Genomic DNA, 26,947 nt, shown 5'->3' with positions numbered 1-26,947 from the left:
ATGCCTGCCGTTAGTTTCGAACATATCGTCAAACGTTATGGCACAGTCACTGTGCTGGACGATCTGAACCTTGCCATCGAGGATGGTGATTTCCTGGTGCTGCTGGGGCCCTCCGGCTGCGGCAAGACCACCTTGCTCAACCTGCTGGCCGGCCTGCTCGAAGTCAGCGACGGGCGGATCATGATCGGCGAGCGGGATGTCACCGAGCTCGATCCAAAGGATCGCGGGCTAGCCATGGTGTTCCAGTCCTATGCGCTTTATCCGACCAAGACCGTGCGGGGGAACCTCAAGTTCGGCCTTGCCGCGAGCAAGCTTCCTGCCGAGGAAGTCGAGCGCCGCATCGCCTGGGTCGCCAAAATGCTGCAGATCGAGCCTTTGCTTGATCGCAAGCCGGCCCAGCTTTCCGGTGGACAGCGCCAGCGCGTCGCCATTGGCCGTGCCATCATCAAGAAGGTCGATGTCTTTCTCTTCGATGAGCCATTGAGCAATCTGGACGCCAAGCTGCGCACCGAGATGCGGCTGGAAATCAAAAAGCTGCATGACGAGTTGAAGTCCACTGTTGTCTACGTCACGCACGACCAGATCGAGGCCATGACCATGGCAACCAAGATCGCGGTGATGGATGGCGGGGTGATCCAGCAGTTCGGTACGCCCGACGAGGTCTATGAACAACCGGCCAATCTCTTTGTCGCCGGGTTCATCGGTGCCCCCGCCATGAACATGCGGTCTGCCACGCTTGCCGTAAAAGGCAGCAAGGTCGCAGCGGTGTTCCAGTCCGGGGCCCGTCTGGACGTCTCAGACTATCCCTTCCAGGCCCCGGCGAAGGACGGATTGCCAGTGGTTATTGGGATGCGTCCCGAACATTTCACACTCGGCGAGGCGGCCAGCGACGGCACCGCCCAGTTTTCACCGCCGGTGCTGTCGGCTGAGCGCACCGGATCGGACGCGACGCTTTACCTGACCTTTGAAGACGAAATGCTCGCGCTTCGGGTTGCCCCCGATCTCGCAGCGGGCCTGCGGGTCGGCAGCACCGTGCCGGTGCAGTTTCAGGCCGGCAAGGCCAATCTTTTCGACGCCCAGACCGGGCGGCGGATCTAGCCAACATCAATAGGGAGGAAACCAAGATGTTGAAATCGATCCTGGGTGGCGTCACCGCTGCTCTCATGCTCAGCTCCGCGGCAAGCGCCACAGACCTGATCATCTACCACAACTGGTCTTCGGGACCGGAAGTGGCGGCGCTTAACGTCCTCAAAGATGGCCTGGAAGCCAAGGGCCACACCTGGACTGACATCGCCATTCCGCACAATACCGGTTCCAACGTGAACCTGATGAACCTGGTCACCGGCGGCACCCCGCCCAATGTGTTCCTCGAATCCAGCCCCGGCGTCTATCGCGACCTAGCCGGACTGGGCCTTGCGCGGCCACTGACCGAGTTCTTCACCGAACAAGGGATCCTTGAACAATATCCCTCGTCCGTGGTCAGCTCGATCACGGTCGATGGCGAGATCATGAAGATCCCGACCGCCATCCATATCGACGGAATGGCCTATTACAACATGGAAGTGGCCGAGGCTGCCGGCGTCGATCCGGCTGCCTGGGATTCGCTCGATGCCATGTTTGCCGATTTCCAGAAGATCCGCGACGCTGGTTACATCCCGCTCGCTATCGGTGGCCAGCAATGGCAGGTCGGCTATCTGGTACATGCCTTGGCGGCCGCCACCGGTGGACCGGAGTTCTACAACGCCGTTTATGGCGGCGAGCCAGATCCGTCGGTTCTCGACAGCGCCGAAATGCGGACCCTGCTCGAAACGCTGCGGCGCTTCCAACAGGAAGCCGATGAAGGCTCAGCCAACCGTGAATGGAATGTGACCACCAACATGGTGATCACCGGCCAGGCCCTGATGCAGATCCATGGCGACTGGATGAAGGGTGAATGGAGCGCTGCCGGTAAAACGGCAGGGACCGATTTCGGTTGTATCCAGATACCGGGCGCCAAGGCGGTGCCGGTGACCGTCGATAGCTGGGGCATTTTGGGTGGCCAGTCCGAAGAGGTGGACGCAGCCGAACTCGATTTTGCCGCAGTGGTCGCCGATCCCCAGGTACAGGCCGACTTCGCCAGCGCCAAGGGCTCGACGCCGACCCGGCTCGATGCGCCTTCTGAAGTGCTGGATGCCTGCTCGGTCGAAGTGCTGCGCATCCTGGAAGATGCCGATCACCAGGTGCCGAATCCGCATTCGACGGTCGATGCCGACTGGCAGAACTCGATCTGGGATGTCGTGTTCAACTTCTGGAGCGACCCGTCCATGAGCGTGGACGATGCCATCGCGCAGATCCAGGAAAACTACGAAACCATCCTGGGCTGACCCCTCCCAACTCATCCCAGCGACGGCGCGACCCGGGGCCTTAGGGCTCCGGGCCGCCCGGCACACGCCAACCCAATGGACAAGACAATGGACAAGCGCCTGCTTGATGAAGACGAAGTGATGCAGATCTGCTTCGTCACCGACGATGTGGTCAAATCGGCCAAGTGGTTTTCTGACCTGACCGGCAAGCCCATGCCCAAAGAGGGTAAGGCAGCAGAGCCCGACGAGGCCAAGGCCATCTACCACGGCAAGCCAGCCGAGGTCGGATGCCGGATCATGATGTTCCAGTTCGGCAATATCGATGTCGAGTTTCTCCAGCCCGGTCCGGAAAAGAGCGCCTGGCGCGACCTGCTCGAAGAAAAAGGCCCAGGCTGCCACCATATCGCCTTCCGTACCCGGAACCTGACCAAGCGCGATGCCTATCTGGAATCGAAGGGGCACAAGCTGCTGCAGCGCGGCGAGTTCGACGGCAGCCATGGGCGCTACGCCTACTATGACACCGTCAAGGACCTGGGCGTGATGGTCGAACTGCTTGAATTCGACAGCGACAAGGAAGCCCAGCCCTGACCTGCCCGAGGGCGTCGCGTGAAAGCGGCGCCGCCACATCTTTAGCCGGAACGACCGATGACCTACCGCAAAGCCTATCAGCTTTACTCCTCGCGCAATTTTCCGCCGCTGGCCGATCAGCTCCCAATTCTGAAGGAGATGGGATATGACGCCATCGAACCCTGGCTGCCCGCTTATGAGACGGACCCGGCATTGTTCCGACGCCAGCTCGATGATGCCGGCCTTGACTGTTATGGCTTTCACATGCCGCTTGCGGGTCTGGTCGATGAGCCGGACCGGTTCGTCGACATCGCCCAGACACTGGGCGCGACCTATCTCATTCCCCCCTATGTGACGGCCGAAGAGCGCGAGCCAACTGTCGCCTATTGGCGCAGACTAGGCGAAAAGCTGGCGCGTGGGGCCGAGGCGGCTGCCAGGCATGGTCTGCAAGTTGCCTGGCACAACCACGATTTCGAGTTCGTCCCCCTCGACGATGGCTCGCGTCCGATCGATCATATTTTTGATGCCGGCGGCCCGGGGGTGAAGTTCGAGATCGACTGCGGCTGGATCGTACGGGCGGGCGCTGACCCCGCAGCAGAGCTGGAAAAGTTCGCCGACCGGATCGTCGTCATCCAGACCAAGGATACTGCCCCGCTCGGCACCAAAGAAGATGATGGCTGGACCGCCACTGGCGACGGCATTATCGACTGGGCCGGGTTGGTTCCGCTGTTCCGCAAGACCAAGGCCGACCACATCGTCACCGAACACGATAATCCCAGTGACTGGCAGGCCTTCGCCCGCCGCTCGATCGAGCATCTCAAGGCATTGGGACTGTAGCCGCCAGACGGGGTGGCATAGCTCGCATCGTCAACAAGAGGAGGATATCATGGCCAAATCAACCGAGTCCCACTGGTCCAGGCCCAATGGAATGCTGCCCAACAGCCGCTTTCCGCTCCTGGTTTACCGCAATGGTGTCGAAGGTGGCGGCGAGGACGCTGTGCGGGAGCGGTTCCGGGCCAATGGCTGGCTCAACAACTGGCGCTATCCGGGCATCTATGATTATCCCCATTTCCATTCGACGACGCATGAATGCCTCGGCGTGGCAAAGGGCTGGATGGTGCTGGACCTGTTCGGCCAGGGCGGCAAGCGCATCAGGTTCTCTGCCGGCGATGTTGTGCTGATGCCTGCCGGGGTCTCCCATGCCATGGTCGATCAGTCTGACGATGTCATGGTTGTCGGTGGCTATCCGGAAGGGCGCGATTGGGACAATATTCAGGAAAACCACATCACCGAGGAAACCCGCCGCGCCGCGGCCAAGCGCATCATGATGCTGCCCATACCGGCGCGCGATCCGGTCTTTGGGGAAGCCTTGCTTGAATGGATCGACGCACCCTCATCGGTCGACGCCGACCTCAACGATTTCCGCGATGGCCTCGATCCGGTTTAGGCCGCATCGTCATCCCCAGACTGCCAGGACAAAATATGAAATTCAGTTTTCCCCGCCGGGGTCGCAGCCTCGGTCAAGGCCAGTCCGCAGAGTTGACGATCATCGATCTGGACGGCAACCAGCAGGTGATCTTTACCGCAGAGGAGGTGATCGAAGCCCCCAACTGGACGCCGGACGGCAATTGGCTGGTGTTCAATGCCGGCGGCAAGTTGTTTCGCATTGCCGTCAGCGGTGGCGAGCCAGAGCTGATCGATACCGGCGAACTGGCCGACCTCAATAACGACCATGTGCTTTCGCCCGACGGGGCGACGGCCTATGTAAGTTCGGACGATGGCCACCTTTATGCGGTGCCGCTTGCGGGCGGAACGCCGCGCCGGGTGTCAAACGAGCACGCCACGCCGCATCACTACTATCTGCACGGCATCTCACCCGACGGCCTGACCTTGTCCTATGTCGCCGTCGAAAGTCCGGCAGGCGAGCGGATGGTCAATGTCTTCACCATTCCCGCTGCAGGTGGTCCAGACCAGCGTTTAACGAATGTGAGTGTGCCGAACGACGGCCCCGAATATTCGCCGGATGGTGTCTGGCTTTACTTCAATTCCGAATTGGCGGCCTCCCAGCCCGGGCATGCGCAGATCTTCCGAATGAAGGCTTCCGATGGCAGCGAAGTTCAACAATTGACGTTCGATAGCCGCGTCAACTGGTTCCCGCATATCTCGCCGGACGGCCAATGGTTGGTCTATCTGAGCTATCCCGAAGGCACTATTGGGCATCCGCCCGACAAGGATGTGGAATTGCGCCTTCTGGCCCCGGACGGCGGTGACCACCGCGTGCTGGCACGTTGTTTCGGCGGACAGGGGACCATCAACGTCAATTCTTGGGCGCCGGATAGCCGGCGGTTGGCGTTTGTTTCCTACCCAATGCTAGCCTGACGCGGGCGCTTTGGGGGAGTGGTAAGGTTGGCGTTGTGCCATTCGGGCCAAGTTATGGGGCGCGAGAACCTATAGCTTGTGTACTTGGCGCCAGGGCGGACTGTGGACACGCAACAGGAAGCGGCGTCGGAAATTGCGCAGCTCAAACTGAGCCTGGAGCTCTATGGCCGACAATATACGGCCTCGGCGACCTCCATGTCCGAGCTGAACGCAACGCTGAAGGGGCTTGAGAGCCGCTTGGCCGGCCTTGAGGAGAACCTGGCCGCCCTCTCAGCGGCACCTGGGGGATCTGTTGACGCGCTGACGCAGCGGTTGTCCGCGCTGGAAGACACCCAAATTGAGAAGTTTGTTGAGGAGACCGTGGTCCCGGAGCCGCGTCCGGACTCTCAGGCAAGGGCAGCAGAAAATCGTAGCGATTGTGTCTCGCAGAACAGCCCATTCCTTGTGGCGGCGGGTGACATCTTCCCAATTTGCGGGACCGGCGGCTGGGTTGCGGTGGCCGATGTTGGCGAGCAACGCATCTCGTTCTCCGATGGCAGCGGGGCTTATGTCGGCCGCTCCGTTCCCTTGGCCGGCACCAACTGCACACTGACGGTGCGCTCGGCCAATGCGACCTGGCTGGCCGGCTATGGCGAGTTGCAGGTCAACTGCTAGAGCCAGTTTCACACCCGACCGGGTGATGGATTATCCGGCACACGTCCACGGCTGCCAGTGAACCAACGGCTTTCGACGGCATTGTCGATTTTCAGGCGACATGGAGGTGCACTTGAGTGCCGCACCGATAAGGGGCAGGTGACCGTGCATGCCGATCCGGCCGTCGTTTCGGCGATGGGCGAGAACAAGGCCGATCTCGATGTCTGGAGTGCCTATGATGCGAAAACTTCGGCGCCTGCTGATCCGTGGCGAACACACCGACTATTGCGAGTGCCATCCGCATGCGGGGCTGCCCACGGCTTGTGACCATCTTCGTTTGCGGCCACGCGCCAACCTTGGCGAGCAGCGCCCAGACTGAGGTGCTTGGCGCATTTCTTTCGGTCTGGACCTGCGTGTTTGCCGCGCCCAATCAGGAAAGCCACCCGATACGGGTTGCGAATTGCGCCATCAGGTCACATAGAGTCGCTATGGAGCGCCATTTCCAGGGGTAGTCTGGGTGAACCGGAAAGTCGGGATCAAGGATATTGCCGCGCGCGCAGAGGTTGCGGCGTCCACAGTGTCCCATGTGTTGAACGGTACCGCGACAATTTCGCTGGAAGTGCGTGAACGTGTTCTGGGCGCCGCAAGGGAGCTGGGCTATCTGGCGCGGCGGCGCGAAAAGGCCACTATTGCCGTGCTGCGCAGCATCATGCTGGCCGTGCCGAGTGATACGCTGCCGAACAATCAGCACAATCTGTTCTCCTGGACGCTGCTGAGCCGGCTGATGCGCGAATGCGAGCGGCGTTCCATCCGAGTGCTGCCGATCGAGGTGGATACGCCCAATTTCAGCGGTGCCAAATTGGTCGAGCAGGCCCGTCAGGCCGAGGTGGATGGCATCCTGCTGCTCAGCGATGACCGGGCCGATCTGCTCAGGGCAATCGCGGGTTCCCGTATTCCGGCCGTACTGATGAACGGCGAAGACCATGAAATGCAGATCGACAGCGTTACGCCGGGCAACCGGTTTGCGGCACGCTATGCCACCAACTGGCTAATCAAGCAGGGGCATCGCTCGATCATGCACCTGACCTGGGAGGGGCGTGGTACTGTCAGGCGGCGCCGTGATGGCTTTCTCGATGCGTTCCGGGCCAATGAATTGTCCCTCGAGACGGCTTATGTCCACTATGCCGAAGGCTATTTCCCCGACATGGGTGCGGCCGCCATGCGGCGCTGGATCGACAAGCATGATGGTCTTGGCGGGGTGACAGCCATCTTCTGCGCGGCTGACAATCTGGCACTTGGCGTTATCGGCGCCTTGCAGGAGGCCAATTATTCGCTGCCCAATGATATTTCGCTTGTCGGGTTCGACGGTGTGGCGCTGGGCGAATTCACCTCGCCCACACTGACAACGGTCAGCGTGCCACTCGACTATATTGGCCTGGCGGCGCTCAACCTGCTGGAGCAGCGTATTGTGGCGGCCGATCCAGGGATGCCGGCCAATCGCCTGGAGCTGGGTTGCCGACTGACCGTTCGGGGCAGCGTTCGTTCGCTGCGCTGAGATCGTCCATTGCCAAGACACAGGATTTGAAGAGGCGGAGGCCGGGTGCTCGGCTACGCCAATGTCCTCGCGAGCAGGTATTGCCTGCCCTGGAATAGCTGGCCGAAAAATTATTTTCAGACTGTTGCCGCACCGGTCGTCGACACGGAGAGTTTTTCTAAGGCATTGAAACCCCAACAAGTCTTGTATGGAAGAACGTACCTCAGAGACCGCGAAAAAGTGGCTTTGAGAGTTTAGTGAAAATCTTTTCATATTGCACTTGATGAAATCGGCGGCAAATATGCTCCCGTCACGATGACTGTTGCCACAAAAACCAAGAAAAACGGCACTTCATTCTGAACGTGACAGGGAGAGGTGAGGGGTCGTGCAAAAATTTTTGCATTCACTGTCATCTGCCTCTCATGGCTGAATTATGCGCTGTGCCGCCCCGGCGGCTTAAGGCGCTGGAGTTGAGGAGAAGTCTATGAATGCCAAGAATTGGGTCGCGGCGATTGCCCTAGCGGCGCTGTCGTCAACGGCAATGGCCGGTTCGGCCTGGGCCTTCCAGGAAGCCCCAATGTTGACCGAAATGGTAGAGGCGGGGACCCTGCCACCGGTCGATGAACGCCTGCCGACCAACCCCACGGTGGTCGAAGCCCTGAGCGTCGGCGAATATGGGGGCGTCTGGCGTCGCGCCTATAGTGGTCCGGGCGACCGCTGGGGACCGACCAAGCTCATGGAAGAGCGCGTGCTCAAATGGACTGCGGATGAGAACGGCACGGCAGTGCTGACCCCGGGCTATATCGAGAGCTATTCGGTCAACGAGGATTCGACCGAATTCACATTCACACTTCTCGAGGGCCTGAAGTGGTCCGATGGCATGCCGGTCACAACCGAGGATGTCGAGTTCTGGTACAACGACGTTTTCCTCAATCCTGCACTGGTGCCGACGATTGACCCCACCTTTGCCCCGGGCGGCGTGCCGCTTGAGCTCGAGGTTCAGGACGAGCGGACCTTCACGATCAAATTCGCCCAGCCTTATGTCTATTTTCTGCAGATCCTGGCCAAGGATTCGACCGGCGAGCCCAGCCTTGACCGGCCCAGCTTCCTGTTTCCCAAGCACTATCTGAGCCAGTACAACGATAAATATGCCAGCCAAGAAGAGCTCGCGGCAGCAGCCGAGAAGTACAATGTGGCGGCCTGGACCGATCTTTGGGGCTCCAAGGGCGCTCTGACCGGCTGGTGGAACAATCCGGAGCTGCCGGTCATCACCGCCTGGAAGATCGAAACGCCGGCGCCCGCCGAAACCGTCACCATGGTGCGCAACCCGTACTATTATGCCGTCGATCAGGAAGGGAACCAACTGCCCTATATCGATCGCATCGAGCACCGGCTGTTCCAGGACCCCGAAACGCTCAACCTGATGGTGGCGCAGGGCCAGATCGACATGCAGGCGCGCTATATGGGCCTGGATAACTACACCTTCTACAAGGAGAACGAGGAGCGCGGCGGCTATCACATCGTGCCGGGCCTGGACTCCAATGTGTGGTCGCTGGTGCCCAATATGAACACCACCGACGAGGTTCTGCGCGGGTTGTTCGAGACCGAGGCAGTACGCCATGCCATGTCAATTGCCGTGGATCGGGAACTGATCAATGAGCTGACGCAATCGGGTTTGGCAAAGGAGTTGCAGACCGCGCCAGTGATGGGGTCGCCCTATTACAGCGAGGAACTGTCGACCCACTGGACTGAATACGACCCCGATCTGGCCAACGAACTGCTTGATGAAGCGGGCCTGAGCGAACGCGATGGTGCCGGCTTCCGCCTGCGGCCCGATGGGCAGCGGTTCAGCCTGGTGGTGGAGGCCAATGACGCCGCTCACGCCAAAACGCTCGAACTGCTGGCCGAAAACTTTGCCGATGTCGGCATCGAATTCCTGCCCCGCGTGATCGACCGGACCCAGTGGGACAACAATCGCGCCAATAACGACTTCCAGATGCACTGGATTCCGTTTGACCGCCTGACCTATGTGCCGGCCGATCCGCGCCGCATCATGGGCTCGGACGGCTACGCCAACCAGAGCTTCAAGTGGTACAACACCAAGGGCGCCGAAGGCATGGAGCCGAGCGCTGAACTGCAGCAGATCTATGATCTTTGGGATCTGGCATCGCAGTCGGTTTCGGTGGAAGTCGCCGATGACTATGTCTCCCAGATGGCGGAAATCTTCGTCAATCAGGGCTGGGTAATCGGTGTCTATGGTGCCGGTACCGTGGTCAATATCGTCTCGGACAAGATGCACAATGTGCAGGCAAACCTTGTGCAGGACGACATCTTCCGCGGTGTGGGCCTGGCGCGCACCCAGCAGTTCTGGATCGAACAGGACTAAAGCCAAAAGACCCTGTCCGGGACGGGCTCGCCCGTCCCGGCTTGCCGTGGCGCCATGTGAGGATGGTGTCCGGCCCGGAGACCCCACACCATGCTCGCATTCATCGGCAACCGCGCCCTTCTGGCGATTCCGACGCTGATCTTCATCTCGTTCATTTCGTTCGTGATCATTCAGCTTCCGCCCGGCGACTATGTCACCGCCTATGCCGCGCAATTGCGCCATGCCGGAGAGTACATCTCGCCGCTGCAGGAAGAGATGATGCGCGACCAGTTCGGGCTCAACGACCCGATGATCGTGCAATATTGGCGCTGGATCAGCGATATCGTGCTGCGTGGCGATTTCGGCTATTCGCTGGAATGGAACGCGCCGGTTTCAACCCTGATCTGGGACAGGCTGATGCTGACCCTGGCGATCTCCTCGGCCAGCCTGGTGCTGACCTGGGCAATCGCCATCCCGGTCGGCGTCTATTCGGCGTCGCGGCAATATTCGTTTCTGGATCACCTGTTCACGGTGTTCGGCTTTCTGGGCAAGGGCATTCCCGATTTCCTGCTGGCCCTGATCCTGATGTGGTTGGCCTTCGCCTATCTCAACATGGATGTGGGCGGGCTGTTCTCGCCTGAATATCAGAATGCCCCCTGGAGCCTCGCCAAGCTCGGAAATCTCCTCAGCCACCTTTGGATTCCATTGGTCGTGCTGGCGACGGGCGGTGCAGCGGGACTGATCCGCGTCATGCGCGCCAATATGCTGGACGAGCTGGGTAAACCCTATGTTGAAACCGCCTATGCACAGGGTCTGAGCGAGGCCCGCGTTGTCTGGACCTATCCGGTTCGCGTGGCGCTCAATCCGTTTATTTCGACGGTCGGCTGGGCCTTGCCGGCGCTGTTTTCCGGTGACGTGATCACGGCCGTGGTTCTCAACCTGCCTACCACCGGACCGTTGCTGCTCCAGGCGCTCAAGATGCAGGACATGTATCTGGCGGGCAGCTTCATTCTCATTCTCAGCGTCTTCACTGTCGTGGGCACGCTGATCTCCGACATCCTGCTTGCGTGGTTCGACCCGCGCATCCGCAACGCGTGAGGGATTGGCCATGACCGATCAGACCATCAACTCGACCGCTGCGCCTGCCAAGGACCGCAAGGAAGATCTCTATACCGCAACGCCCGCTCAGCTTATCTGGCGCCGCTTTTCCAAACACGCCCTGGCGGTCATCTCGCTGTGGTTTCTGGTCATCCTGGCGCTTTGCGCGCTGTTCGCGGACATGGTGGCCCCATACGCACCTTTCGAAGTGCAGCGGTTGCGGACGCTGGCCCCGCCCACCGGTATCCACCTGTTCCATGAAGGCAAGTTTGTCGGCCCCTTCGTTTATGGCCTCTCGCGAGAGCGGGACGCAGAAACTGCACGGGTGCTCTACGAGACGGACCCTGAAACCGTGCTGCCGATCCGGTTTTTCCATCAGGGCGACGACTACAATTTTTTCGGCCTGTTCCAGTCCAATATCCACCTGTTCGGCGTCGATGACAGGCGGCAGCAGATCAATCTGCTCGGCACCGACGATCTGGGGCGCGATGTGTTCTCGCGGCTGATGCATGGGGGCCGGGTGACGCTGTCGGCCGGGTTGATCGGGGTGGTTTTCGCCTTTGTCCTCGGCCTGACGCTTGGCTCGATCTCGGGCTATTTCGGTGGCTGGATCGACAATTCCATTCAGCGTCTGATGGAACTGATCCGGTCGGTGCCCACAATCCCGCTATGGATGGGACTGGCGGCGGCGCTGCCGATCGCCTGGGATCCTATCGTGGTCTATGTGCTGATTACGCTGATCCTGGCTTTGATCGGCTGGACGCATCTGGCGCGCGTGGTGCGCGGACAGTTCCTGGCCATCCGCAATGAGGACTATGTGATGGCGGCCCGGCTGGCCGGAGCAACCGAATACCGCATCATCACCAAGCACATGCTGCCCTCGATGACCTCTTATATCATCGCGGCGCTGACCCTGGCCGTTCCAGAAATGATCCTGGGTGAGACCGCGCTGAGCTTCCTCGGCCTGGGCCTGCGGCCGCCGGTGGTAAGCTGGGGTGTGCTGCTGCAGGATGCGCAGAACCTTCGCTCAATCTCGCTGGCCCCCTGGTTGCTTTCGCCGGGCGCGGCGGTGGTTCTCACCGTCCTGGCCTTCAATTTCCTCGGCGATGGCCTGCGCGATGCAGCCGACCCCTATGGGCAATAAGACCATGACCAGAACCAACATGTCCCCAGAGCGGCTGCTCGATGTCGACAATGTCCAGGTCCACTTCCCCTTGCGCGAAGGGTTGGTGAAGGCGGTGGACGGCGTTTCCTATCATGTCAACAAGGGCGAAGTGCTCGGGATCGTCGGGGAATCGGGGTCGGGCAAGTCGATCACCGCGCGTTCCATTATGCGGTTGCTGCCCAAAAGGGCGCTCGACGCCGGCGGGCGGGTGGAGATGCAATTGCGCTCCGGGGAGCATTTCGAGCTTTCCTCCTATGGCCGCAACAGCCGCGCGATCCGGCAGGTGCGCGGCAAGCATATTGGCATGATCTTCCAGGAGCCGATGACGGCGCTATCGCCGGTCCATACGATCGGCAGTCAGATCATGCGTACGGTGCAACTGCACATGGGCTTGAGTCGCGCTGCTGCGCGGGAACGGGCCATTGACCTGTTGGCCAAGGTGCAGATGCCGCGGCCCGAGCAATTGGTCGATGCCTATCCACATCAGCTTTCGGGGGGCATGCGGCAGCGCGCCATGATCGCCCTGGCTATTTCCTGCGATCCGGCGCTGCTGATCGCCGATGAGCCCACCACGGCGCTCGACGTGACGACGGAAGCGCAAATCCTTGAACTGCTCAAGCAGTTGCAGTCCGAGTTGGGCATGGCGATCATTTTCATCACCCACAATTTCGGGGTGGTGGCCGACATCGCCGACCGGGTGTCGGTGATGTATCTGGGGCGTATTGTCGAAACCGCGACGGTCGACGATATCTTCTATGCCCCGAAGCACCCCTATACGCAGGCCCTGCTGCGCTCGATCCCGCGGCTGGGTGTCGATCAGGGACGTCGCTTGCCGACCATCCCTGGCATGGTACCGGATCCATTCAGCGTGCCGCCCGGCTGCGCCTTCAACCCCCGTTGCAGCCATGCGCTGGCTGGGTTGTGTGACGTGCAGGAGCCTCCGGAAAAACGCTTCGGCAGCCAGATGTCGCGCTGCCACATCGCAGACCAGTTTGCTCAGGAGCCCGTTCATGCCTGAAGCTGCCACATCCCACGCAATGCCGCAGGTCGGCGAAATGCCCGAAGACGTGCTGATCTCGGTGCGCCGGCTGAAGAAATACTTCCCCATCCAGGCCGGCTGGATGAAAAAGACCGTGGGGCACATCAAGGCCATCGACGATGTCTCGCTCGATATCCGCAAGGGAGAGACCTTCGGCCTGGTCGGGGAATCAGGCTCGGGCAAGTCGACCGTGGCGCGGCTGATGCTGCGGGCCTATGACCTCACCGATGGGCAGATCCTGTTTCGGAGAGGCAATGGAGAGGTCATTGATCTCTCGGACCTGACGGACCGGCAGATGCGCACTATGCGGCGCGAGATGCAGATGATCTTTCAAGATCCGTATTCCTCGCTCAATCCGCGTATGACGCTGCTGCAATTGGTGGGCGAGCCCATGTTGATCCACGGTGTGGGCAGCCAGGGCGAAATCCGCGACCGGGTGGCCGAATTGTTGCAGGTGGTCGGGTTGCGTCCCGAATATATCAACCGCTATCCGCACGCCTTTTCCGGAGGGCAACGCCAGCGCATCGGTATTGCCCGGGCATTGGCGCTTAATCCGAGCTTTATCGCTGCTGACGAGGCGGTGTCGGCGCTGGACGTTTCGGTGGCGGCGCAAAACATCAATCTCATGCAGGACCTGCAGGAAAAGTTTGGCCTGACTTACCTGTTCATCACCCACGATCTGGGCATGGTGGAGCATATCTCGGATCGAGTGGGCGTGATGTATCTGGGGCGGTTGATGGAGACTGCCCCGACCGACCAGCTATTCGCAAAGCCGTTGCACCCTTATACCGAAGCGCTGATGGCGGCAGTTCCGCAACCCGATCCGCGCGGCAATCGCACCCGCAAGCGCGTGCCGCTCAAGGGTGAGATTGCCAATGCGGCCAATCCGCCCAAGGGATGCACATTTCACCCGCGTTGCCCTTATGCCCAGCCGGTGTGCGGCACCGACGAGCCCGCGCTGCGCGCGGTGGCCGGTGGGCGGCAGGTCCGCTGCCATTTCGCGGAGGAGTTGACGCTGACCGGAGTGACGACGTGAGCGCAGATCTGCCGTTGAGTGACGCGGAAATCGCCGCCAGATATGCGCCGGTCTTCATGCTGGACAGCAATGAGCCCTACCTGCCGGTAGCGCTGGGGCAGACTGTGTTCCGCAACGTGGCCCCCTCGCCCTCGTCCAAGTTCACGATCGAGCCCGCTGGCGAGCTTACCATCGAATATGCGGTCTACTACGACTGGGATATCGGCCACCTCTACGACCTCGAACATGTGTGGGTGCATGTCGATCATTCCGGTGCAGTCATACGCGTGGACGCCTCCTCCCATGGCGGCCGGCTGGTCATGGACGCTGGCGCAGGCTCTGCCCAGATGTCGCATGGCCGGCCGGTGATCTATGTTGAAGCGGGAAAGCATGCACACTGGGCCAGCCCGGACCACATGGATGCCGGATCGCGTCGTCGGCTGGAGGCGGTTTGCGGCCCGCTGGCAGGCGAAGAGGGCGTGCATCTGGGCAATGATTTCGCCAAATCGGGCAAGTATTCCGCCTCGGCAGCGGACCACCGCCGTGCTCGGCTCAAGATGCAGGGAGACGCCTTTGTACCGGCTCACGCCTACCGCCGGTTCGAGATGGATCTGCCGATCCTCCCGTGGCCCGAGCTTGCGGCCGAGATTCCCAAGCGGGTCAAGAGCGAACTGGCAAGGCTTTCAGAGCAACTGCCCCATTTTGGTGCGATCCTGCTCGATTGCGGCGACACGCTCGTGGACGAGCGCACCGAAATCAAGGAGCCGGGGAGTGAGGTGGTGCTGCGAGGCGAACTTATCCCCGGCGCGGCGGAAATGATGCATGCTCTCAAGGACGCCGGGCACAAGCTGGTGCTGGTGGCCGACGGTCCGCGCCAGACCTTCAAGAATGTTTTGAGCCAGCACGGCCTGTGGGATCTGTTCGATGCCCATGTGATCTCCGGCGATGTCGGCGTGCTCAAGCCCGACGCGCGCATGTTTGACGTCGCGCTGGAGGCCGCTGGCCTCACGCGCGCAGACGCCTGGCGCTGTGTGATGGTGGGCAACAACCTTTCCAGGGACATCAAGGGCGCCAATCGGTTGGGGATCACTTCGGTCTTCATGGCGTGGTCGAGCCTTCGTCCCCATGCGCCCGCCGATGCTGAGGAGGTGCCGGACTACAGAATTTCGGCACCTGCCGAGCTGCCGACCCTGCTTGAGCGGCTCGAGGCATTGCTGCCTTACCGGCTGCCGACCACACAATTCGTCTGACCGTTTCAACAAGGTTTCTCATGTCGAGCCCTTTGCTGACCATCGCCCGCGGCGACAGTCTGACCGCCTGGGAACTGTCCGAGGTTGAAGCCGAGTATTTTCCGGGGGAGCCCGCTCCAGCGAGCGATCCGCAGGACTACAAATATGTCAACGGTTTCGTGGATGTCGGCGATCTGCCCTGCCGCGTTGCGATCTGGAAGGACGTGGCGAGCCGCAACGTTGCCTTGCGCACCGACTGGGCGGTCGAGGCGCTGTATCTGCCGGGCAACAACCGTCGGGTGGAGTTCAGCCAGTTCCGGCACCGGCCGACGCGGCTGGCGCGGTGGTGCCGCACGAAGGTGAGCAGCGCGGTCGACCGCTATTGCTCGTTCGACCTGCACACACGCGGTGGCATGCATATCTGGGTCGACGGTGAGTTGGCCGGGCGCTTTGAACCATTCACACGCAATGCGGATCAGCGCAGCGTGGTGCATCTGCCCATCAAGGCAGGTGGCAGCGAGATCATCGTGCTAACCGAGGATATGGCAGAGCGAGATACCAACTGGTTCTTCGAACTGGTGCTGCTCGACGATGTAGCGCTCAATGTCTATCTGCCCGGCGCGAGCCTCGGGGCGCATGTCGAGACGTTGCGCGAGCTATCGACCCAGGTCCGCACACGCGGCGATGTCGTGACGGGCGACGATGCGCTGACCCTGTTGTTCGACACACCGGCTAGCCTGGCGGTGCGTGTTCGTGCGGTGATTGCTTCGACTTCGCACACCAAGGCCCTGCTGCTCGACGAAGAATTTGATCTGCCGGCTGGCGCGACCGAACTGGTGTTGTGCCAGGGCCGGGACCTGCCGCAGGGCTATCACGATCTGCGGCTGACCTTTTCGGCGGGCGATAGCGTAGTTGAACGCAGTATCGGCTGCGCCATTCTGCAGCAGGCTTCGGCAATGGCACTAGGGGGCGACCTCCCCAGCCGCAAAAGACTGGCGCTCGAGAACGCGATTGCCCATGGCGAAAGCCGGATGGGACTGGTCGTGGCGCTTCTCGAAAGCGGCAGGACCGACGATCCGCGGATTACCGGCATTATCGAGGAAACATTGCTGGCTATGGCGGAACGGCGCGACTGCGCCGATTTCATTGCGGTGCCTTTGCTCTGGGTCTGGATCCGCTGCCGCGAGGCGCTGCCAACTGCGATGCAAGATCGCATCCGCCAGACCCTGCTCGATTTTCGCTACTGGGTGGATGAGCCGGGCAATGACGCGATGTGGTTCTGGAGCGAAAACCACGCGCTGTGTTTTCACGTCGCGCAGTTGCTGGCCGGTCAGAGTTTTCCCGAGGACATTTTTTCGGCCTCAGGGCGGATCGGGGCAGAGCAGGCGGAACTGGCCGCCGGGCGGCTGGCGCGCTGGTTCGACGCGGTTGAGGAAGACGGGTTGGCCGAGTGGAATTCGGCTGCTTATTACCCAGTGGATTTCATCGGGCTGCTGACACTGGCCGAGCTTGGGCCGGTGGATCTGGCAGAACGCGCCCGGGCCATGTGCGACCGGATTTTCACCATGGTTGCGCTCCATGCGCTCGAAGGCGTCCCAGCGGGGTCTATGGGGCGGGCCTATGACAAGGAATTGCGCGCTGGTCCGCTGACCGAGCTGGCGCCCTTTGCGGCAATTGCCTTTGGCAAGGGGTGGCTGAACAAGGGAGTCGCTTCGCTGCCTCTGTTTGCGGCGGGCCGCTATGAGCCGCCCGAGGGGCTAGCGCGCTATGCCTGGCCGGAGCCGGGAGAAGTGATTTCCGCGCGCTACCTGCAGGGCTATGGCCCGGCGGCTTCGCTGGGCCTGTACAAAACGCGCGATGTCCAGCTTTCGACCAATAGCGGCGCCAAGGCGGGCGGCTATGGTCACCAGCAGCATGTGCTCGACCTGCGCTTTGCCAGTCATCCCATGGCGCGCGCCTGGATCAACCATCCGGGCGAGGACGATCCCTGGGGCCAGCAGCGTCCGTCCTATTGGGCCGGCAATGGCACGCTGCCGCGCGTGGGCCAGCACGAGAATATTGCCCTACTGCAATATCGGCTGGGTGCCCAAGCGCGCCTCAAGTTCACCCACGCCTATGCGGCCCGTGCGGGTCTGATCCACCACCACCATGGTGACACGCTTATTTTGGAAGGCGGGGAGGGGCTGGTTGCGCTCAAGGCGACCGGACCACTGCAGGCAATTGCCGAGGGGCCCGCAGAGGGGCTTGAATATCGTTGCAGCGGACCGCTACAGGGGTGGGCCGTCATTGTTGCGCAGGGCGAATCCCTTGCCGATTTCATCGAACTGATCGCGCGATGCCGGCTGTATTTTGATGGCGGAGACGCGCTGGTGCTCGAGGGGCCGAGCCTGGTGCATTTGCGCCTCGACTGGCAACAAGGTCTGCTGGTCAATTCAATCCCGCAGCCGCCACCGGCCCATGGCGTGACGCCGGACATCACGATCAGCACCCTTTAGGGGCAGGACGAACGACATGCGTATCAAGAAACTGGACCACCTTCTGTGTCGCCTGCGCGCGCGTATTTTTACGGAGATCGCGACGGATTTGCCGCTGCGCTTCCGGCGCGGCCTGCCTGAGCAGCGCAGCGATATCGTTGGCGAGGACCCGCAGGGCTGGGAGGCGGTCGGTCCCGAGCTGGTATGGGGGGAGCCGGAGAGCTATTTCTGGTTCGCGACGCGCTTTGCCATGCCGCAGGCGGCGGACGGGCAGCGGGTGTTTCTCAAGGTCAATGCGCAGTTCGGCAATACGCGTGGCCGTTCGGACCCGCAATGCCTGGTCCGGGTCAATGGCCGGATCGCCCAGGGCGCCGATGGCAATCACCAGGAAGTGCTGCTGAGCACTGCTGCCAAGGCCGGCGAGATGTTCGACATCCTGATCGAGGCGGGCACCATCGAGGATCGCCGGCAATATGGCATGTCGTTCTCGTTGCTGGCGCATGACGCACTGGTCGAGAAGGTGTTCTACGATCTATCCGTGCCGCTCGATGTGGCGCGCCTGCTGGCCGAGGACGACCCGCGGCGGCACCATATTCTCAACCGCGTGGATGCGGCGCTGGCGCTGATCGATTTCCGGCCCGGTGATGCGGCGCGCTTTGCCGCATCGCTCGAACAGGCTGAGGCGATTGCTGAAGAAATCTACGCGGCCAAGGACTTCGAGGACAAGCCAGTTATCACGGTTACCGGCCACACTCATATCGATGTTGCATGGCTCTGGCGCGTGCGCGAAACCCGCCAGAAAATGGCGCGCTCAATGTCGACGGCCCTGGCGCTGATGGAGCAATATCCCGATTATCGCTTCATGTATAATCAGGGCGTGCTGCTGGACTATCTGGCTCAGGACTACCCCGAAATCTTCGAGCGGGTGCAAGAGCAGGTCGAGGCGGGCAAGTTCGAGATCGAAGGGGCGCTTTGGCTCGAACCGGACGCCAATATCACCAGCGGCGAGTCGTTTGCCCGGCACATCCTGCATGGTGTGGCCTATCACGAAGACACCTTCGGGGTGACGCCGCGCGTGTTCTGGCTGCCCGATACGTTCGGCTATTCGGCGGCCCTGCCGCAGATGATGAAATTGGCCGATGTCGACATGTTCGTCACTCACAAGATGAGCTGGAACGACACCAACCGCATGCCCAACGAGACTTTCCACTGGCAGGGGATCGATGGCAGCACGGTGGCCGCCTATTTCATGACCACCCAGCCCTATACCGCGACGGGTTTCGGCACGACCTACAATGCCGACATCAAGCCTACATTCGTGATGGGCACCTGGAAGCGCCACGCCCAGCAGGCGCTCAACAAGGAACTCTTCATGGTCTATGGCCATGGCGATGGCGGTGGCGGGCCGACCCGCGAGATGCTGGAAAACATCCGCCGCATGGAAAAGGGCATTCCCGGCTGCCCATCCATCCGTCATGAGCACATGCGGCCCTATTTCGAGCGGCTCCTGAAGCGCATGGCGGAGCGTCCGGGGGACTACCCGACCTGGGTGGGGGAGCTTTATCTGGAATATCACCGCGGCACGCTGACCTCGGTGGCCAAGAACAAGCGCAATAACCGGCTGGCTGAACAGGCGTTGCGCGAGCTCGAAGTGCTGGCCGTTCTGGCGCAGGAACAGCTTGGCGTGCCCTACCCGGCGGAGCAGTTGCACGATCTGTGGCGCATCGTGCTGCTCAACCAGTTCCATGACATTCTGCCCGGCACCTCGATCGGCGGTGTGTTCGATGACAGTGATCGCGATTATGCGCAGCTTTTTGAAATTGCCGAGCGGCTGCGCGGTGAACTGACAGGTGCGCTGGCAGGGGCGGGAGGCTTTGGCCTGCTCAATGCCCTGGGTCGGTCGCGCGATGGGTTGCTCGAGTTTGACGCTGAGCGGCCCTCCAGCCTGACGATTGGCGGACAGACATTGGTCAGCCAGCTCATTCATCGGGCCGATGGCCGGACGCGACAGGCTGTGCTGGTCAAGGACCTGCCGGCAACCAGTGTTGTGACAGTTCAATGCGCAGAAGCGGATCTGGCCGAGGGCACTGGCGGGCTCGGGGTCTCGGCGTATCATCTGGAAAACGCCTTGATCGCCGCACGCTTCAACGACAAGGGACATCTGGTGTCCCTCTTCGACAAGCGGCGTGGGCGTGAGACCATCAAGCCCGGGCAGGCGGCGAACCGGCTGCAGGCCTATCGCGACATGCCGGTCGAATATGACGCCTGGGACATTGACGATAGTTTCGAGGATCAGATCTGGGAAATCGACGCTCTGGTCAGCGCCGAGGTGGTTGAGACCGGCCCGCACCGCGCCGCGATCCGCTTCGAATGGCGCTACGAGCGCTCGCGCATCGTGCAGATCGTTTCCCTTGAGGATGATTGCGACCGGCTCGACTTCGACAGTTTCGTGGACTGGCATGAACACGATACGCTGGTGAAAGTGGCGTTTCCGCTCGATGTGCTGGCCCAGGAAAGCACCGCGGAAATCCAGTTCGGTCATGTCCGTCGCCCCAGCCACGCCAATACCTCATGGGATCAGGCGCGCTTCGAAACCGTCATGCATCGCTGGGTCGATGTTTCCGAACCCGATTTCGGCGTCGCGTTCGTCAATGACTGCAAATATGGCTATGACGTGCGTGGCAGCACGGTGCGGCTGACGCTGCTGAAGTCACCGGTCTATCCCTGGCCCGAGGCCGATCAGGGCGAACATCATTTCCGCTATGCGGCCATTGTGCATCATGGCCTGCTGGCCAGTGATGTGCCCGGCCGCGCCGAGGCCTATAATCTGCCTCTGAGGCTGATGGCGGGGCAGGGAAGTGAGGCCGCCACCGGGCCACTGATGGAACTGGACGGGCAGGGCGCGACGCTCGAGGCGCTCAAGCGCAGCGAAGACGGCACGGGCCTGATTGCGCGCATCTGGGAAACGCACGGACACAGCAGCACTGTGAGCGTGCGCCTGCCCGACGGCACAAGGCAGGCTGAGATCGTCAATCTGCTCGAACGCGATCCACAGCCCCTGACGATCGAAGATGGCAAAGTGCAGTTGGCACTGGCACCGTTCCAGATTGTGACCCTCAAGTTGCAGACAGGGACCGGCGCGTGATCCCGGCCATCCCCGCTTCGCTGCCGCCGCTTGAGGCCCGAGAAGGGGTCTGGCTCAAGGGTGACTGGCATCTGCATTCCCGGCACAGCACCGATTCATCCAATAACCCGATCGGAAAGATCATCGGCTTTGCCGAGAACCAGGGTTTTGACTATCTGGCCATCACCGACCACGACGTTCATGTCATGGGCGCGGTGGCCAGCCATACCTGGGCCGATCCCGAGTTTCATTCGGATACGCTGCTGCTGTTCCACGGGGCCGAGCTGACGGCCAATCGCGGTCACATCAATATCCTCTCGACTGGTCCTTATGACCACCAGCGGGTGTTCGACCATCGTGATGATCGCGACTGGAACCTGCTGGCGGTCAAGCGGGAACTGGGCGTGCATTTTTCGGCCAATCACCCCAGCACCAAGAACCATTACGGCTTTTCGTTCGACCTTGCGGATTCGGTGGAGATCTGGAACGGCAGCGTTTGGCCCAAGAATGTCCCCGGCGTTCGCATCTGGGATGATATGCTCAAATCGGGGCGCATGCTGGGGGGACGGGGCGGCAGTGACGCCCATCACGGCGTGCCCGATGCGCCCGAATTGACCACGCCCCACTCCATCGAGGCGACAGCCAACTATGTCGGTACACCGACGACCTGGGTCCATGCGCGGGAGCGCACCAAACAGGCCGTGCTGGAAGCCATGGCGGCGGGACGCGCTTCTGTCAGCGCCAATCCGTTCAATCCGCGTGTCGAACTGGTCGCCGATCACGATGGGGACGGGGTGATGGACATGATGATGGGCGACAATGTCAAACCGACTGGCGCGCCGGTGACCTTCGAGGTGCGCCTAGCCGGCGGTGGCATCGATAAGGCGAGCTATCGCGTGCGGGTGGTCCGCAATCGGGACGAATTTGCGACGCTGATTACCGACCCTGAGACGCGCAGTGTTCGCTTCGTCGATACGCCCGGTACAGGCGAACGCAATTATTATCGCGTCGAGATCGAGGGGCCGCAGGCCCCCTATCCGGCGGTGCCCAACTCCATGGCACTGAGCCAGAACATGGTTGCCCTCTCCAATCCCCTCTACTTCAACTACAACCCGGCTTTCTAGGCGTTTGATTGGTCAGCTTGGTCTGCGTCACTTGACAATCGAGCGGGCCGAACGCCACTAGCAGGCATGAACAAGGCAAAGTCCATGCTAGTCCTCAACGGCGTCACGCGGCATTTCGGCCGCGTCGCGGCGCTTGAGGATGTTTCGCTCGAAATCGGGGCCGGACAGGTGTTGTGCCTGGTCGGGCATTCGGGTTGCGGAAAGTCTACGCTTCTGAGGACCATTGCCGGCATTGAAACGCTTGATGCCGGTAGCATTATGATCGACGGCACGCCGGTCTCGGGGCCGGGCGTGTTTGTCGAGCCGGAGCATCGCCGAGTTGGCTTCATGTTCCAGGATTATGCTCTGTTTCCGCATTTGAGCGTGCGCGACAATATCGGTTTCGGACTCGGCCGGCTACCGCGCGCAGAGCGCCGCGCGCGCATCGATTCTATCCTTGGTAGCATCGGTATCGAAGCCCTGGCGGACCGTTATCCGCACATGCTCTCCGGAGGCGAGCAGCAACGAGTGGCTCTGGCGCGGGCTCTGGCGCCGCAGCCGCGCCTGCTGCTGATGGATGAGCCGTTCTCCAATCTGGACCGCGGGCTGCGTGATCGGGTGCGGCACGAGACCCTTTCCATCGTGCGCGAATTGGGCATGACGGCAGTGGTCGTGACCCATGATCCGGAAGAGGCCTTGGCCATTGGGGACATGGTGGCGCTGATGCAGAAGGGGCGCCTGGTCGAAATGGGAAGCGGGGAACGCATCTATGACGCGCCCTGGACCGCCTATGCGGCCGCGTTCTTTTCCAGCATGAATGTCATCCCTGCCCAATTGATAGCCAATGTGCTGGAGACACCATTGGGGCGCTTTCCGGCGCCTGCCCTAAAGGGGGTGCCAAAGGTGTTGCTGCGGCCGCAGTCGATCACATTGAGCGAAACTGGCCTGCCAGCACAGGTTCTCGACAGGTCGATTCTGGGCGAGATCGAGGAACTTCTGCTGGCCGTCGAGGGTATGAGTGAACCGCTTGTCATGCGGGGCACGGCGCGGCACGACGTTCGGCAGGGCGATGCGGTGAAAATCGCCGTAAATGCGCATGAGGTCTTGATATTTCCATCGGAAAGCGAAGCGGTCTGATTATTGGGCACAATCAATAGTTTAGACCCATTCTAAGGTGGCCTGGAATAACTTGACTTCTATTATCCAATATGGCTTTTGCGGCGTCGAAGAAGGTGTGGCGGACCGTTCCGGGCACCTCATCGACGTCGCAATGGGAGTTCGATTATGCGCAAGCTTTTCAAGAGTTTTGGTGTTGCCAGCGTGCTGGCGATGGGTGTGGCCGTTCCTGCGCTGGCCCAGGAAGTCAATATCTACACCACACGTGAGCCGGGCCTGATCCAGCCGATTCTCGACGCCTTTACTGCGGAAACCGGTATTGCAGTCAACACGGTGTTTCTCGAAAGCGGCCTGATCGAGCGTGTGCAGTCGGAAGGCGAAAGCTCCCCTGCCGACCTGTTGATGGCTGTCGATTTCGGTGCCCTGATCGATCTGGTCGAGGCCGGCGTGACGCAACCGGTGGATTCGGACGTGCTGGAGGCTGCCATTCCGGTCTCGCTGCGGGACGCCGAGGGCAACTGGTTTGCGCTCTCAGGGCGCGCCCGAGTGGTCTATGCGGCCAAGGAACTCGACCTCGACAGCATCACCTACGAGCAGCTCGACGACGAAGAATTCCGTGGCAAGCTGTGTATCCGCTCGGGGCAGCACCCCTACAATACCGCAATGTTCGCGGCCTATATGGCCAAGTATGGCGAGAACGCCACGCGGAGCTGGCTCGAAGGCATCAAGGCCAATCAGGCGCGTCCCGCCGCTGGTGGGGACCGTGATGGCGCGCGCGACATTGCGGCCGGTGTCTGCGACATCTCCGTAGCCAATTCCTATTATTACGGACTGATGGCCAGCGGTTCGAGCGGTGACGAGCAAAAGGGCTGGTCCGATGCGGTCAAGGTCATCCTGCCCACCTTCGAAGGTGGCGGCACGCTGGTCAATATCAGTGGCGCGGCCGTAGCGGCTCATGCTCCCAATCGCGAAGAAGCGGTCCAACTGCTCGAATATCTGGTATCCGACGCGGCACAGAAGCTTTATGCCGAAGCCAATTTCGAATACCCGGTATCCACCACGGCCGAGGTTCATCCGATCATCGCGGAATTTGGCACACTGGAACCTGATAGCCTCTCGCTGACCGAGGTGCTGCCGTACCGCGCACGGGCCAGCGAGCTGGTCGATGAAGTCAATTTCGACACCTTCAGCAACTAAATCAGTGGCGCGGCGTCCGAACGGACGCCGCTCTGTCTTATGGCCGACATGAACCAAGGACGCCGACGAGGCCGTCCTGACATTGCAATCAGCCCCTGGGCCGCCGTGGCATTTGTCGCGGCGGCTCTTGCGCTCGTCCCTATCGTGGCGATTGCGGCCACGGCGGTGGCCGATACTGGAGGGTTGTGGGGCCATATCTTTCAGTTCGTCCTGCCGCAATCGACCTGGAACACGCTGGTGCTGCTGGCTGGTTCTGGACTGATAGCGACCATGGTGGGCACCGGCGCGGCGTGGATTGTCAGCGCCTATGATTTCCGCGGGCGCGGCGTCCTCGAATGGGCACTGCTGCTGCCTTTGGCGGTGCCGACCTACATTATGGCCTATGCCTATCTCGATATCCTGAACCCGTTGGGGCCGGTTCAGGGCGTGCTGCGCTGGATGCTTGGCTATTCCAGCCCACGCCAGTTCCGCCTGCCCGATCTGCGGGCGATGTGGGGCGCCATCCTGGTGTTCGGCTTTGTCCTTTACCCTTACGTCTATCTGACCGCGCGGGCCATGTTCCTGACCCAGGCGGCCAACGTGACCGAAGTTGCGCGGACGCTCGGGGTGCCGCGCTCAGCCATATTCTGGCGGGTGGCTCTGCCATTGGCGCGCCCGGCCATTGTGGTCGGCGTTTCGTTGGTTCTGATGGAAGTGCTCAACGACGTCGGCGCAGCGCAGTTCCTTGGCGTGCGCACCTTGACAGCCACTGTATACACAACCTGGATCGTGCGGACGGATCTGGCCGGGGCCGCGCAGATTGCCATTGGCATGCTGGTGCTGGTTGTGGCCGTGTTGATGCTGGAGCGCTGGGCGCGGCGCAATCGGCGGTTCGCGTCCACGGCGCAGAATGCGCGGCAGATGCAGCGCTTTGCGCTCAAGGGGCCGGCCGCCGCGATTGCCTTCGGTCTTGGTGTGGCACCGATCCTGATCGGGTTTGTGGGTCCGGCCATCTACCTGGTGGTTGCTGCCGTGCGGCGGCTGGAATTTGCAGGGCTCTCCGACTCATTGCTGCGCGCGACGTTCAATACGGTCAGTGTCTCGGCGATTGCGACATTGGCCATTCTCGCCATTGGCTTTGCGCTGGCCTATGCGGCCCGCCTGCATGCCTCTGCCTGGACCAGCGCGGCGATGCGTATTGCCGCGCTGGGCTATGCCGTGCCCGGGACCGTGCTGGCAATCGGCATTCTGGTGCCGGTGGCGGCACTCGACCGGACGCTGGGGGGATGGTGGACGGCCTGGACCGGTCTGCCGGGCGGGCTATTGCTGCTCGGGTCAGGATCGGCGCTGGTCTATGCTTATGCGGCGCGTTTCATGGCGATTTCCGCTGGGGGTATCGAGGCCGGGTTGAGCCGCATTCCGCCCGCCTATGACCACGCCGCCCGCACACTGGGACAGTCATCCAGCGGCACGCTGCTGCGCGTTCACCTGCCTTTGTCGCGGTCAGCGCTGACGGCGGCAGGGCTGCTGGTCTTCGTTGATTGCATGAAGGAGCTGCCCGCCACCCTGCTGCTGCGGCCGTTGAATTTTGAAAGCCTGGCCACACTGCTCTATGGCGAAGCGGCGCGCGGCACCTATGAAGATGCCGCGCTGGCCGCTCTTATCATCGTGGCTATCGGTATTCTGCCGGTGATCCTGCTCGCGCGCACGTCGAACAGGATTCGGTGATGGGCTGCTCCATGCGCTGGTGCTCGAGCTAGATCAGCCGGGCGCGGATGCGGCGGGAGATGGCGTCGATTATCGCCACGGTCACCAGGATCATCAGGATAATGAAGGCGGCTTCCTGCCAATTGTTGATGCGGATGCGGTCGGACAGTTGCAGGCCGATGCCGCCGGCCCCGACAATGCCCAGAATGGTGGCCGAGCGGACATTGGACTCGAAAAAATAGAGCACGTGGCTCATCATAACCGGAAAGACCTGGGGGAAGACGCCGAGCCGGACGACATGGATGTTGTCGCCACCGGAGGCCCGCACGCCGTCCACCGGCTTGTTGTCGACGTTCTCGATGGCTTCGGCAAAAAGCTTGCCGAAGACCATGACGTCGCCCACGGCAATGGCCAGCACCCCTGCAAATGGCCCAAGACCAACAGCGGACACGAAGATCAGCGCCCAGACCAGACCATCGATGCCTCTGAATGCGTCGAAGAAGCGACGTAGCCCGAAATGGAACAGCCAGTTAGGGACGATGTTCTTGGCGCCGAGAAATCCAAGCGGCAGCGCCACGACAAAGGCGATCAACGTGCCCAGAAACGCCATGGCGAGGGTTTCGAACATGGCATAGATGTAGTCCCATAGGCCATCGCCGGGCCAGGGTGGGATCATCAGGGTGACCAGCAGTCCGAGCTTGTTGAGACCATTGGCGATGCGCATGGGCGAGGCATCGATCCACCACAGTCCGAAGGCGAGAACAGCCAAAAAACCCAACCACAGACCCCATGTGCGCAGGCGCTCATGCAGGGGGGCGGAAAAGATCTGGGGATTGGTGCGCCTGAGGCGCGCGATGTCGGCGGTCAGCGTAGCGTTCATG

Annotated in this window: 21 protein-coding genes; 20 read left to right on the top strand and 1 reads right to left on the bottom strand. The window is 61.4% G+C overall.

The genetic code is table 11. The features are described from left to right. The 20 genes from GO014_RS12095 to GO014_RS12000 all read left to right on the top strand — a co-directional run bounded on the left by GO014_RS12095 (window position 1) and on the right by GO014_RS12000 (window position 26,087). Window positions 1-1,098: an ABC transporter ATP-binding protein gene (locus GO014_RS12095; protein WP_157290551.1), complete on the top strand. Its 1,098-nt coding sequence runs from the start codon at window positions 1-3 to the stop codon at window positions 1,096-1,098. 26 nt (window positions 1,099-1,124) lie between these two features. After that, window positions 1,125-2,363, top strand: coding sequence for an ABC transporter substrate-binding protein (locus GO014_RS12090; protein ID WP_116588775.1), 1,239 nt, complete (start codon window positions 1,125-1,127; stop codon window positions 2,361-2,363). Between the two features lie 87 nt (window positions 2,364-2,450). Further along, window positions 2,451-2,930: a VOC family protein gene (locus tag GO014_RS12085; protein WP_157290550.1), complete on the top strand. Its 480-nt coding sequence runs from the start codon at window positions 2,451-2,453 to the stop codon at window positions 2,928-2,930. Window positions 2,931-2,987: 57 nt separating this feature from the next. Further along, window positions 2,988-3,746 carry a sugar phosphate isomerase/epimerase family protein gene (locus GO014_RS12080; protein WP_116588777.1) on the top strand — a complete coding sequence of 253 codons (759 nt, stop codon included), beginning with the start codon at window positions 2,988-2,990 and terminating at the stop codon, window positions 3,744-3,746. A 49-nt stretch (window positions 3,747-3,795) separates the two neighbouring features. Continuing rightward, window positions 3,796-4,356: a cupin domain-containing protein gene (locus GO014_RS12075; RefSeq protein ID WP_157290549.1), complete on the top strand. Its 561-nt coding sequence runs from the start codon at window positions 3,796-3,798 to the stop codon at window positions 4,354-4,356. Beyond that, window positions 4,287-5,288: a TolB family protein gene (locus GO014_RS12070; RefSeq protein WP_246204595.1), complete on the top strand. Its 1,002-nt coding sequence runs from the start codon at window positions 4,287-4,289 to the stop codon at window positions 5,286-5,288. Before GO014_RS12075 ends, GO014_RS12070 begins: the two co-directional genes overlap by 70 nt. 102 nt (window positions 5,289-5,390) lie before the next feature. Beyond that, window positions 5,391-5,942 carry a hypothetical protein gene (locus GO014_RS12065; protein ID WP_157290548.1) on the top strand — a complete coding sequence of 184 codons (552 nt, stop codon included), beginning with the start codon at window positions 5,391-5,393 and terminating at the stop codon, window positions 5,940-5,942. A gap of 496 nt (window positions 5,943-6,438) precedes the next feature. After that, complete coding sequence (locus tag GO014_RS12060) at window positions 6,439-7,476, top strand: LacI family DNA-binding transcriptional regulator (protein WP_343030933.1); 1,038 nt, start codon at window positions 6,439-6,441, stop codon at window positions 7,474-7,476. Between the two features lie 463 nt (window positions 7,477-7,939). Then, window positions 7,940-9,841 carry an ABC transporter substrate-binding protein gene (locus tag GO014_RS12055; protein WP_157290547.1) on the top strand — a complete coding sequence of 634 codons (1,902 nt, stop codon included), beginning with the start codon at window positions 7,940-7,942 and terminating at the stop codon, window positions 9,839-9,841. A 90-nt stretch (window positions 9,842-9,931) separates the two neighbouring features. Further along, window positions 9,932-10,918 (top strand): ABC transporter permease, encoded by a 987-nt coding sequence (locus GO014_RS12050; RefSeq protein ID WP_157290546.1) that lies wholly within the window; start codon window positions 9,932-9,934, stop codon window positions 10,916-10,918. A 10-nt stretch (window positions 10,919-10,928) separates the two neighbouring features. Further along, the gene (locus tag GO014_RS12045) at window positions 10,929-12,062 is read left to right on the top strand and encodes an ABC transporter permease (RefSeq protein ID WP_157290545.1); all 1,134 of its coding nucleotides are present in this window, start codon (window positions 10,929-10,931) and stop codon (window positions 12,060-12,062) included. A gap of 4 nt (window positions 12,063-12,066) precedes the next feature. Further along, a complete protein-coding gene (locus tag GO014_RS12040) occupies window positions 12,067-13,101 on the top strand; it encodes an ABC transporter ATP-binding protein (protein ID WP_210252449.1) in 1,035 nt (344 codons plus the stop codon). After that, on the top strand, window positions 13,094-14,158 hold the full coding sequence (locus GO014_RS12035) for an ABC transporter ATP-binding protein (protein WP_246204594.1): 1,065 nt from the start codon (window positions 13,094-13,096) through the stop codon (window positions 14,156-14,158). The genes GO014_RS12040 and GO014_RS12035 overlap by 8 nt, the downstream gene beginning before the upstream one ends. Then, window positions 14,155-15,387 carry an HAD family hydrolase gene (locus GO014_RS12030; RefSeq protein WP_343030932.1) on the top strand — a complete coding sequence of 411 codons (1,233 nt, stop codon included), beginning with the start codon at window positions 14,155-14,157 and terminating at the stop codon, window positions 15,385-15,387. Before GO014_RS12035 ends, GO014_RS12030 begins: the two co-directional genes overlap by 4 nt. Before the next feature lie 20 nt (window positions 15,388-15,407). Then, complete coding sequence (locus tag GO014_RS12025) at window positions 15,408-17,861, top strand: hypothetical protein (protein ID WP_157290544.1); 2,454 nt, start codon at window positions 15,408-15,410, stop codon at window positions 17,859-17,861. A gap of 16 nt (window positions 17,862-17,877) precedes the next feature. Then, the gene (locus tag GO014_RS12020; RefSeq protein WP_157290543.1) at window positions 17,878-20,985 is read left to right on the top strand and encodes an alpha-mannosidase; all 3,108 of its coding nucleotides are present in this window, start codon (window positions 17,878-17,880) and stop codon (window positions 20,983-20,985) included. Further along, complete coding sequence (locus GO014_RS12015) at window positions 20,982-22,088, top strand: CehA/McbA family metallohydrolase (RefSeq protein WP_210252448.1); 1,107 nt, start codon at window positions 20,982-20,984, stop codon at window positions 22,086-22,088. Before GO014_RS12020 ends, GO014_RS12015 begins: the two co-directional genes overlap by 4 nt. Window positions 22,089-22,172: 84 nt before the next feature. After that, entirely contained in the window at window positions 22,173-23,204 is a 1,032-nt protein-coding gene (locus GO014_RS12010; RefSeq protein WP_246204593.1) for an ABC transporter ATP-binding protein, read from the top strand. A 147-nt stretch (window positions 23,205-23,351) separates the two neighbouring features. Then, window positions 23,352-24,380 (top strand): extracellular solute-binding protein, encoded by a 1,029-nt coding sequence (locus GO014_RS12005; protein ID WP_157290541.1) that lies wholly within the window; start codon window positions 23,352-23,354, stop codon window positions 24,378-24,380. Between the two features lie 48 nt (window positions 24,381-24,428). Next, complete coding sequence (locus GO014_RS12000) at window positions 24,429-26,087, top strand: ABC transporter permease (RefSeq protein ID WP_246204609.1); 1,659 nt, start codon at window positions 24,429-24,431, stop codon at window positions 26,085-26,087. A 28-nt stretch (window positions 26,088-26,115) separates the two neighbouring features. Here the strand turns inward: GO014_RS12000 and phnE are convergent, their stop codons facing one another. After that, on the bottom strand, window positions 26,116-26,946 hold the full coding sequence (gene phnE / locus GO014_RS11995; RefSeq protein WP_157290539.1) for a phosphonate ABC transporter, permease protein PhnE: 831 nt from the start codon (window positions 26,944-26,946) through the stop codon (window positions 26,116-26,118). Between the last annotated feature and the right edge of the window lies 1 nt (window position 26,947).

Source organism: Devosia marina (assembly GCF_009758415.1).
Taxonomy (GTDB): Bacteria; Pseudomonadota; Alphaproteobacteria; order Rhizobiales; family Devosiaceae; genus Devosia; species Devosia marina.
This window is presented reverse-complemented; position numbering and strand designations above follow the sequence as displayed.

What these genes read in the sequence shown, in the direction of transcription:
- GO014_RS12095 (WP_157290551.1), top strand. Translation starts at nt 1, where the DNA reads ATGCCTGCCGTTAGTTTCGAACATATCGTCAAACGTTATGGCACAGTC.
- GO014_RS12090 (WP_116588775.1), top strand. Translation starts at nt 1,125, where the DNA reads ATGTTGAAATCGATCCTGGGTGGCGTCACCGCTGCTCTCATGCTCAGC.
- GO014_RS12085 (WP_157290550.1), top strand. Translation starts at nt 2,451, where the DNA reads ATGGACAAGCGCCTGCTTGATGAAGACGAAGTGATGCAGATCTGCTTC.
- GO014_RS12080 (WP_116588777.1), top strand. Translation starts at nt 2,988, where the DNA reads ATGACCTACCGCAAAGCCTATCAGCTTTACTCCTCGCGCAATTTTCCG.
- GO014_RS12075 (WP_157290549.1), top strand. Translation starts at nt 3,796, where the DNA reads ATGGCCAAATCAACCGAGTCCCACTGGTCCAGGCCCAATGGAATGCTG.
- GO014_RS12070 (WP_246204595.1), top strand. Translation starts at nt 4,287, where the DNA reads ATGGATCGACGCACCCTCATCGGTCGACGCCGACCTCAACGATTTCCG.
- GO014_RS12055 (WP_157290547.1), top strand. Translation starts at nt 7,940, where the DNA reads ATGAATGCCAAGAATTGGGTCGCGGCGATTGCCCTAGCGGCGCTGTCG.
- GO014_RS12050 (WP_157290546.1), top strand. Translation starts at nt 9,932, where the DNA reads ATGCTCGCATTCATCGGCAACCGCGCCCTTCTGGCGATTCCGACGCTG.
- GO014_RS12045 (WP_157290545.1), top strand. Translation starts at nt 10,929, where the DNA reads ATGACCGATCAGACCATCAACTCGACCGCTGCGCCTGCCAAGGACCGC.
- GO014_RS12040 (WP_210252449.1), top strand. Translation starts at nt 12,067, where the DNA reads ATGACCAGAACCAACATGTCCCCAGAGCGGCTGCTCGATGTCGACAAT.
- GO014_RS12035 (WP_246204594.1), top strand. Translation starts at nt 13,094, where the DNA reads ATGCCTGAAGCTGCCACATCCCACGCAATGCCGCAGGTCGGCGAAATG.
- GO014_RS12025 (WP_157290544.1), top strand. Translation starts at nt 15,408, where the DNA reads ATGTCGAGCCCTTTGCTGACCATCGCCCGCGGCGACAGTCTGACCGCC.
- GO014_RS12020 (WP_157290543.1), top strand. Translation starts at nt 17,878, where the DNA reads ATGCGTATCAAGAAACTGGACCACCTTCTGTGTCGCCTGCGCGCGCGT.
- GO014_RS12010 (WP_246204593.1), top strand. Translation starts at nt 22,173, where the DNA reads ATGCTAGTCCTCAACGGCGTCACGCGGCATTTCGGCCGCGTCGCGGCG.
- GO014_RS12005 (WP_157290541.1), top strand. Translation starts at nt 23,352, where the DNA reads ATGCGCAAGCTTTTCAAGAGTTTTGGTGTTGCCAGCGTGCTGGCGATG.
- GO014_RS12000 (WP_246204609.1), top strand. Translation starts at nt 24,429, where the DNA reads ATGAACCAAGGACGCCGACGAGGCCGTCCTGACATTGCAATCAGCCCC.
- phnE (WP_157290539.1), bottom strand. Translation starts at nt 26,946, where the DNA reads ATGAACGCTACGCTGACCGCCGACATCGCGCGCCTCAGGCGCACCAAT.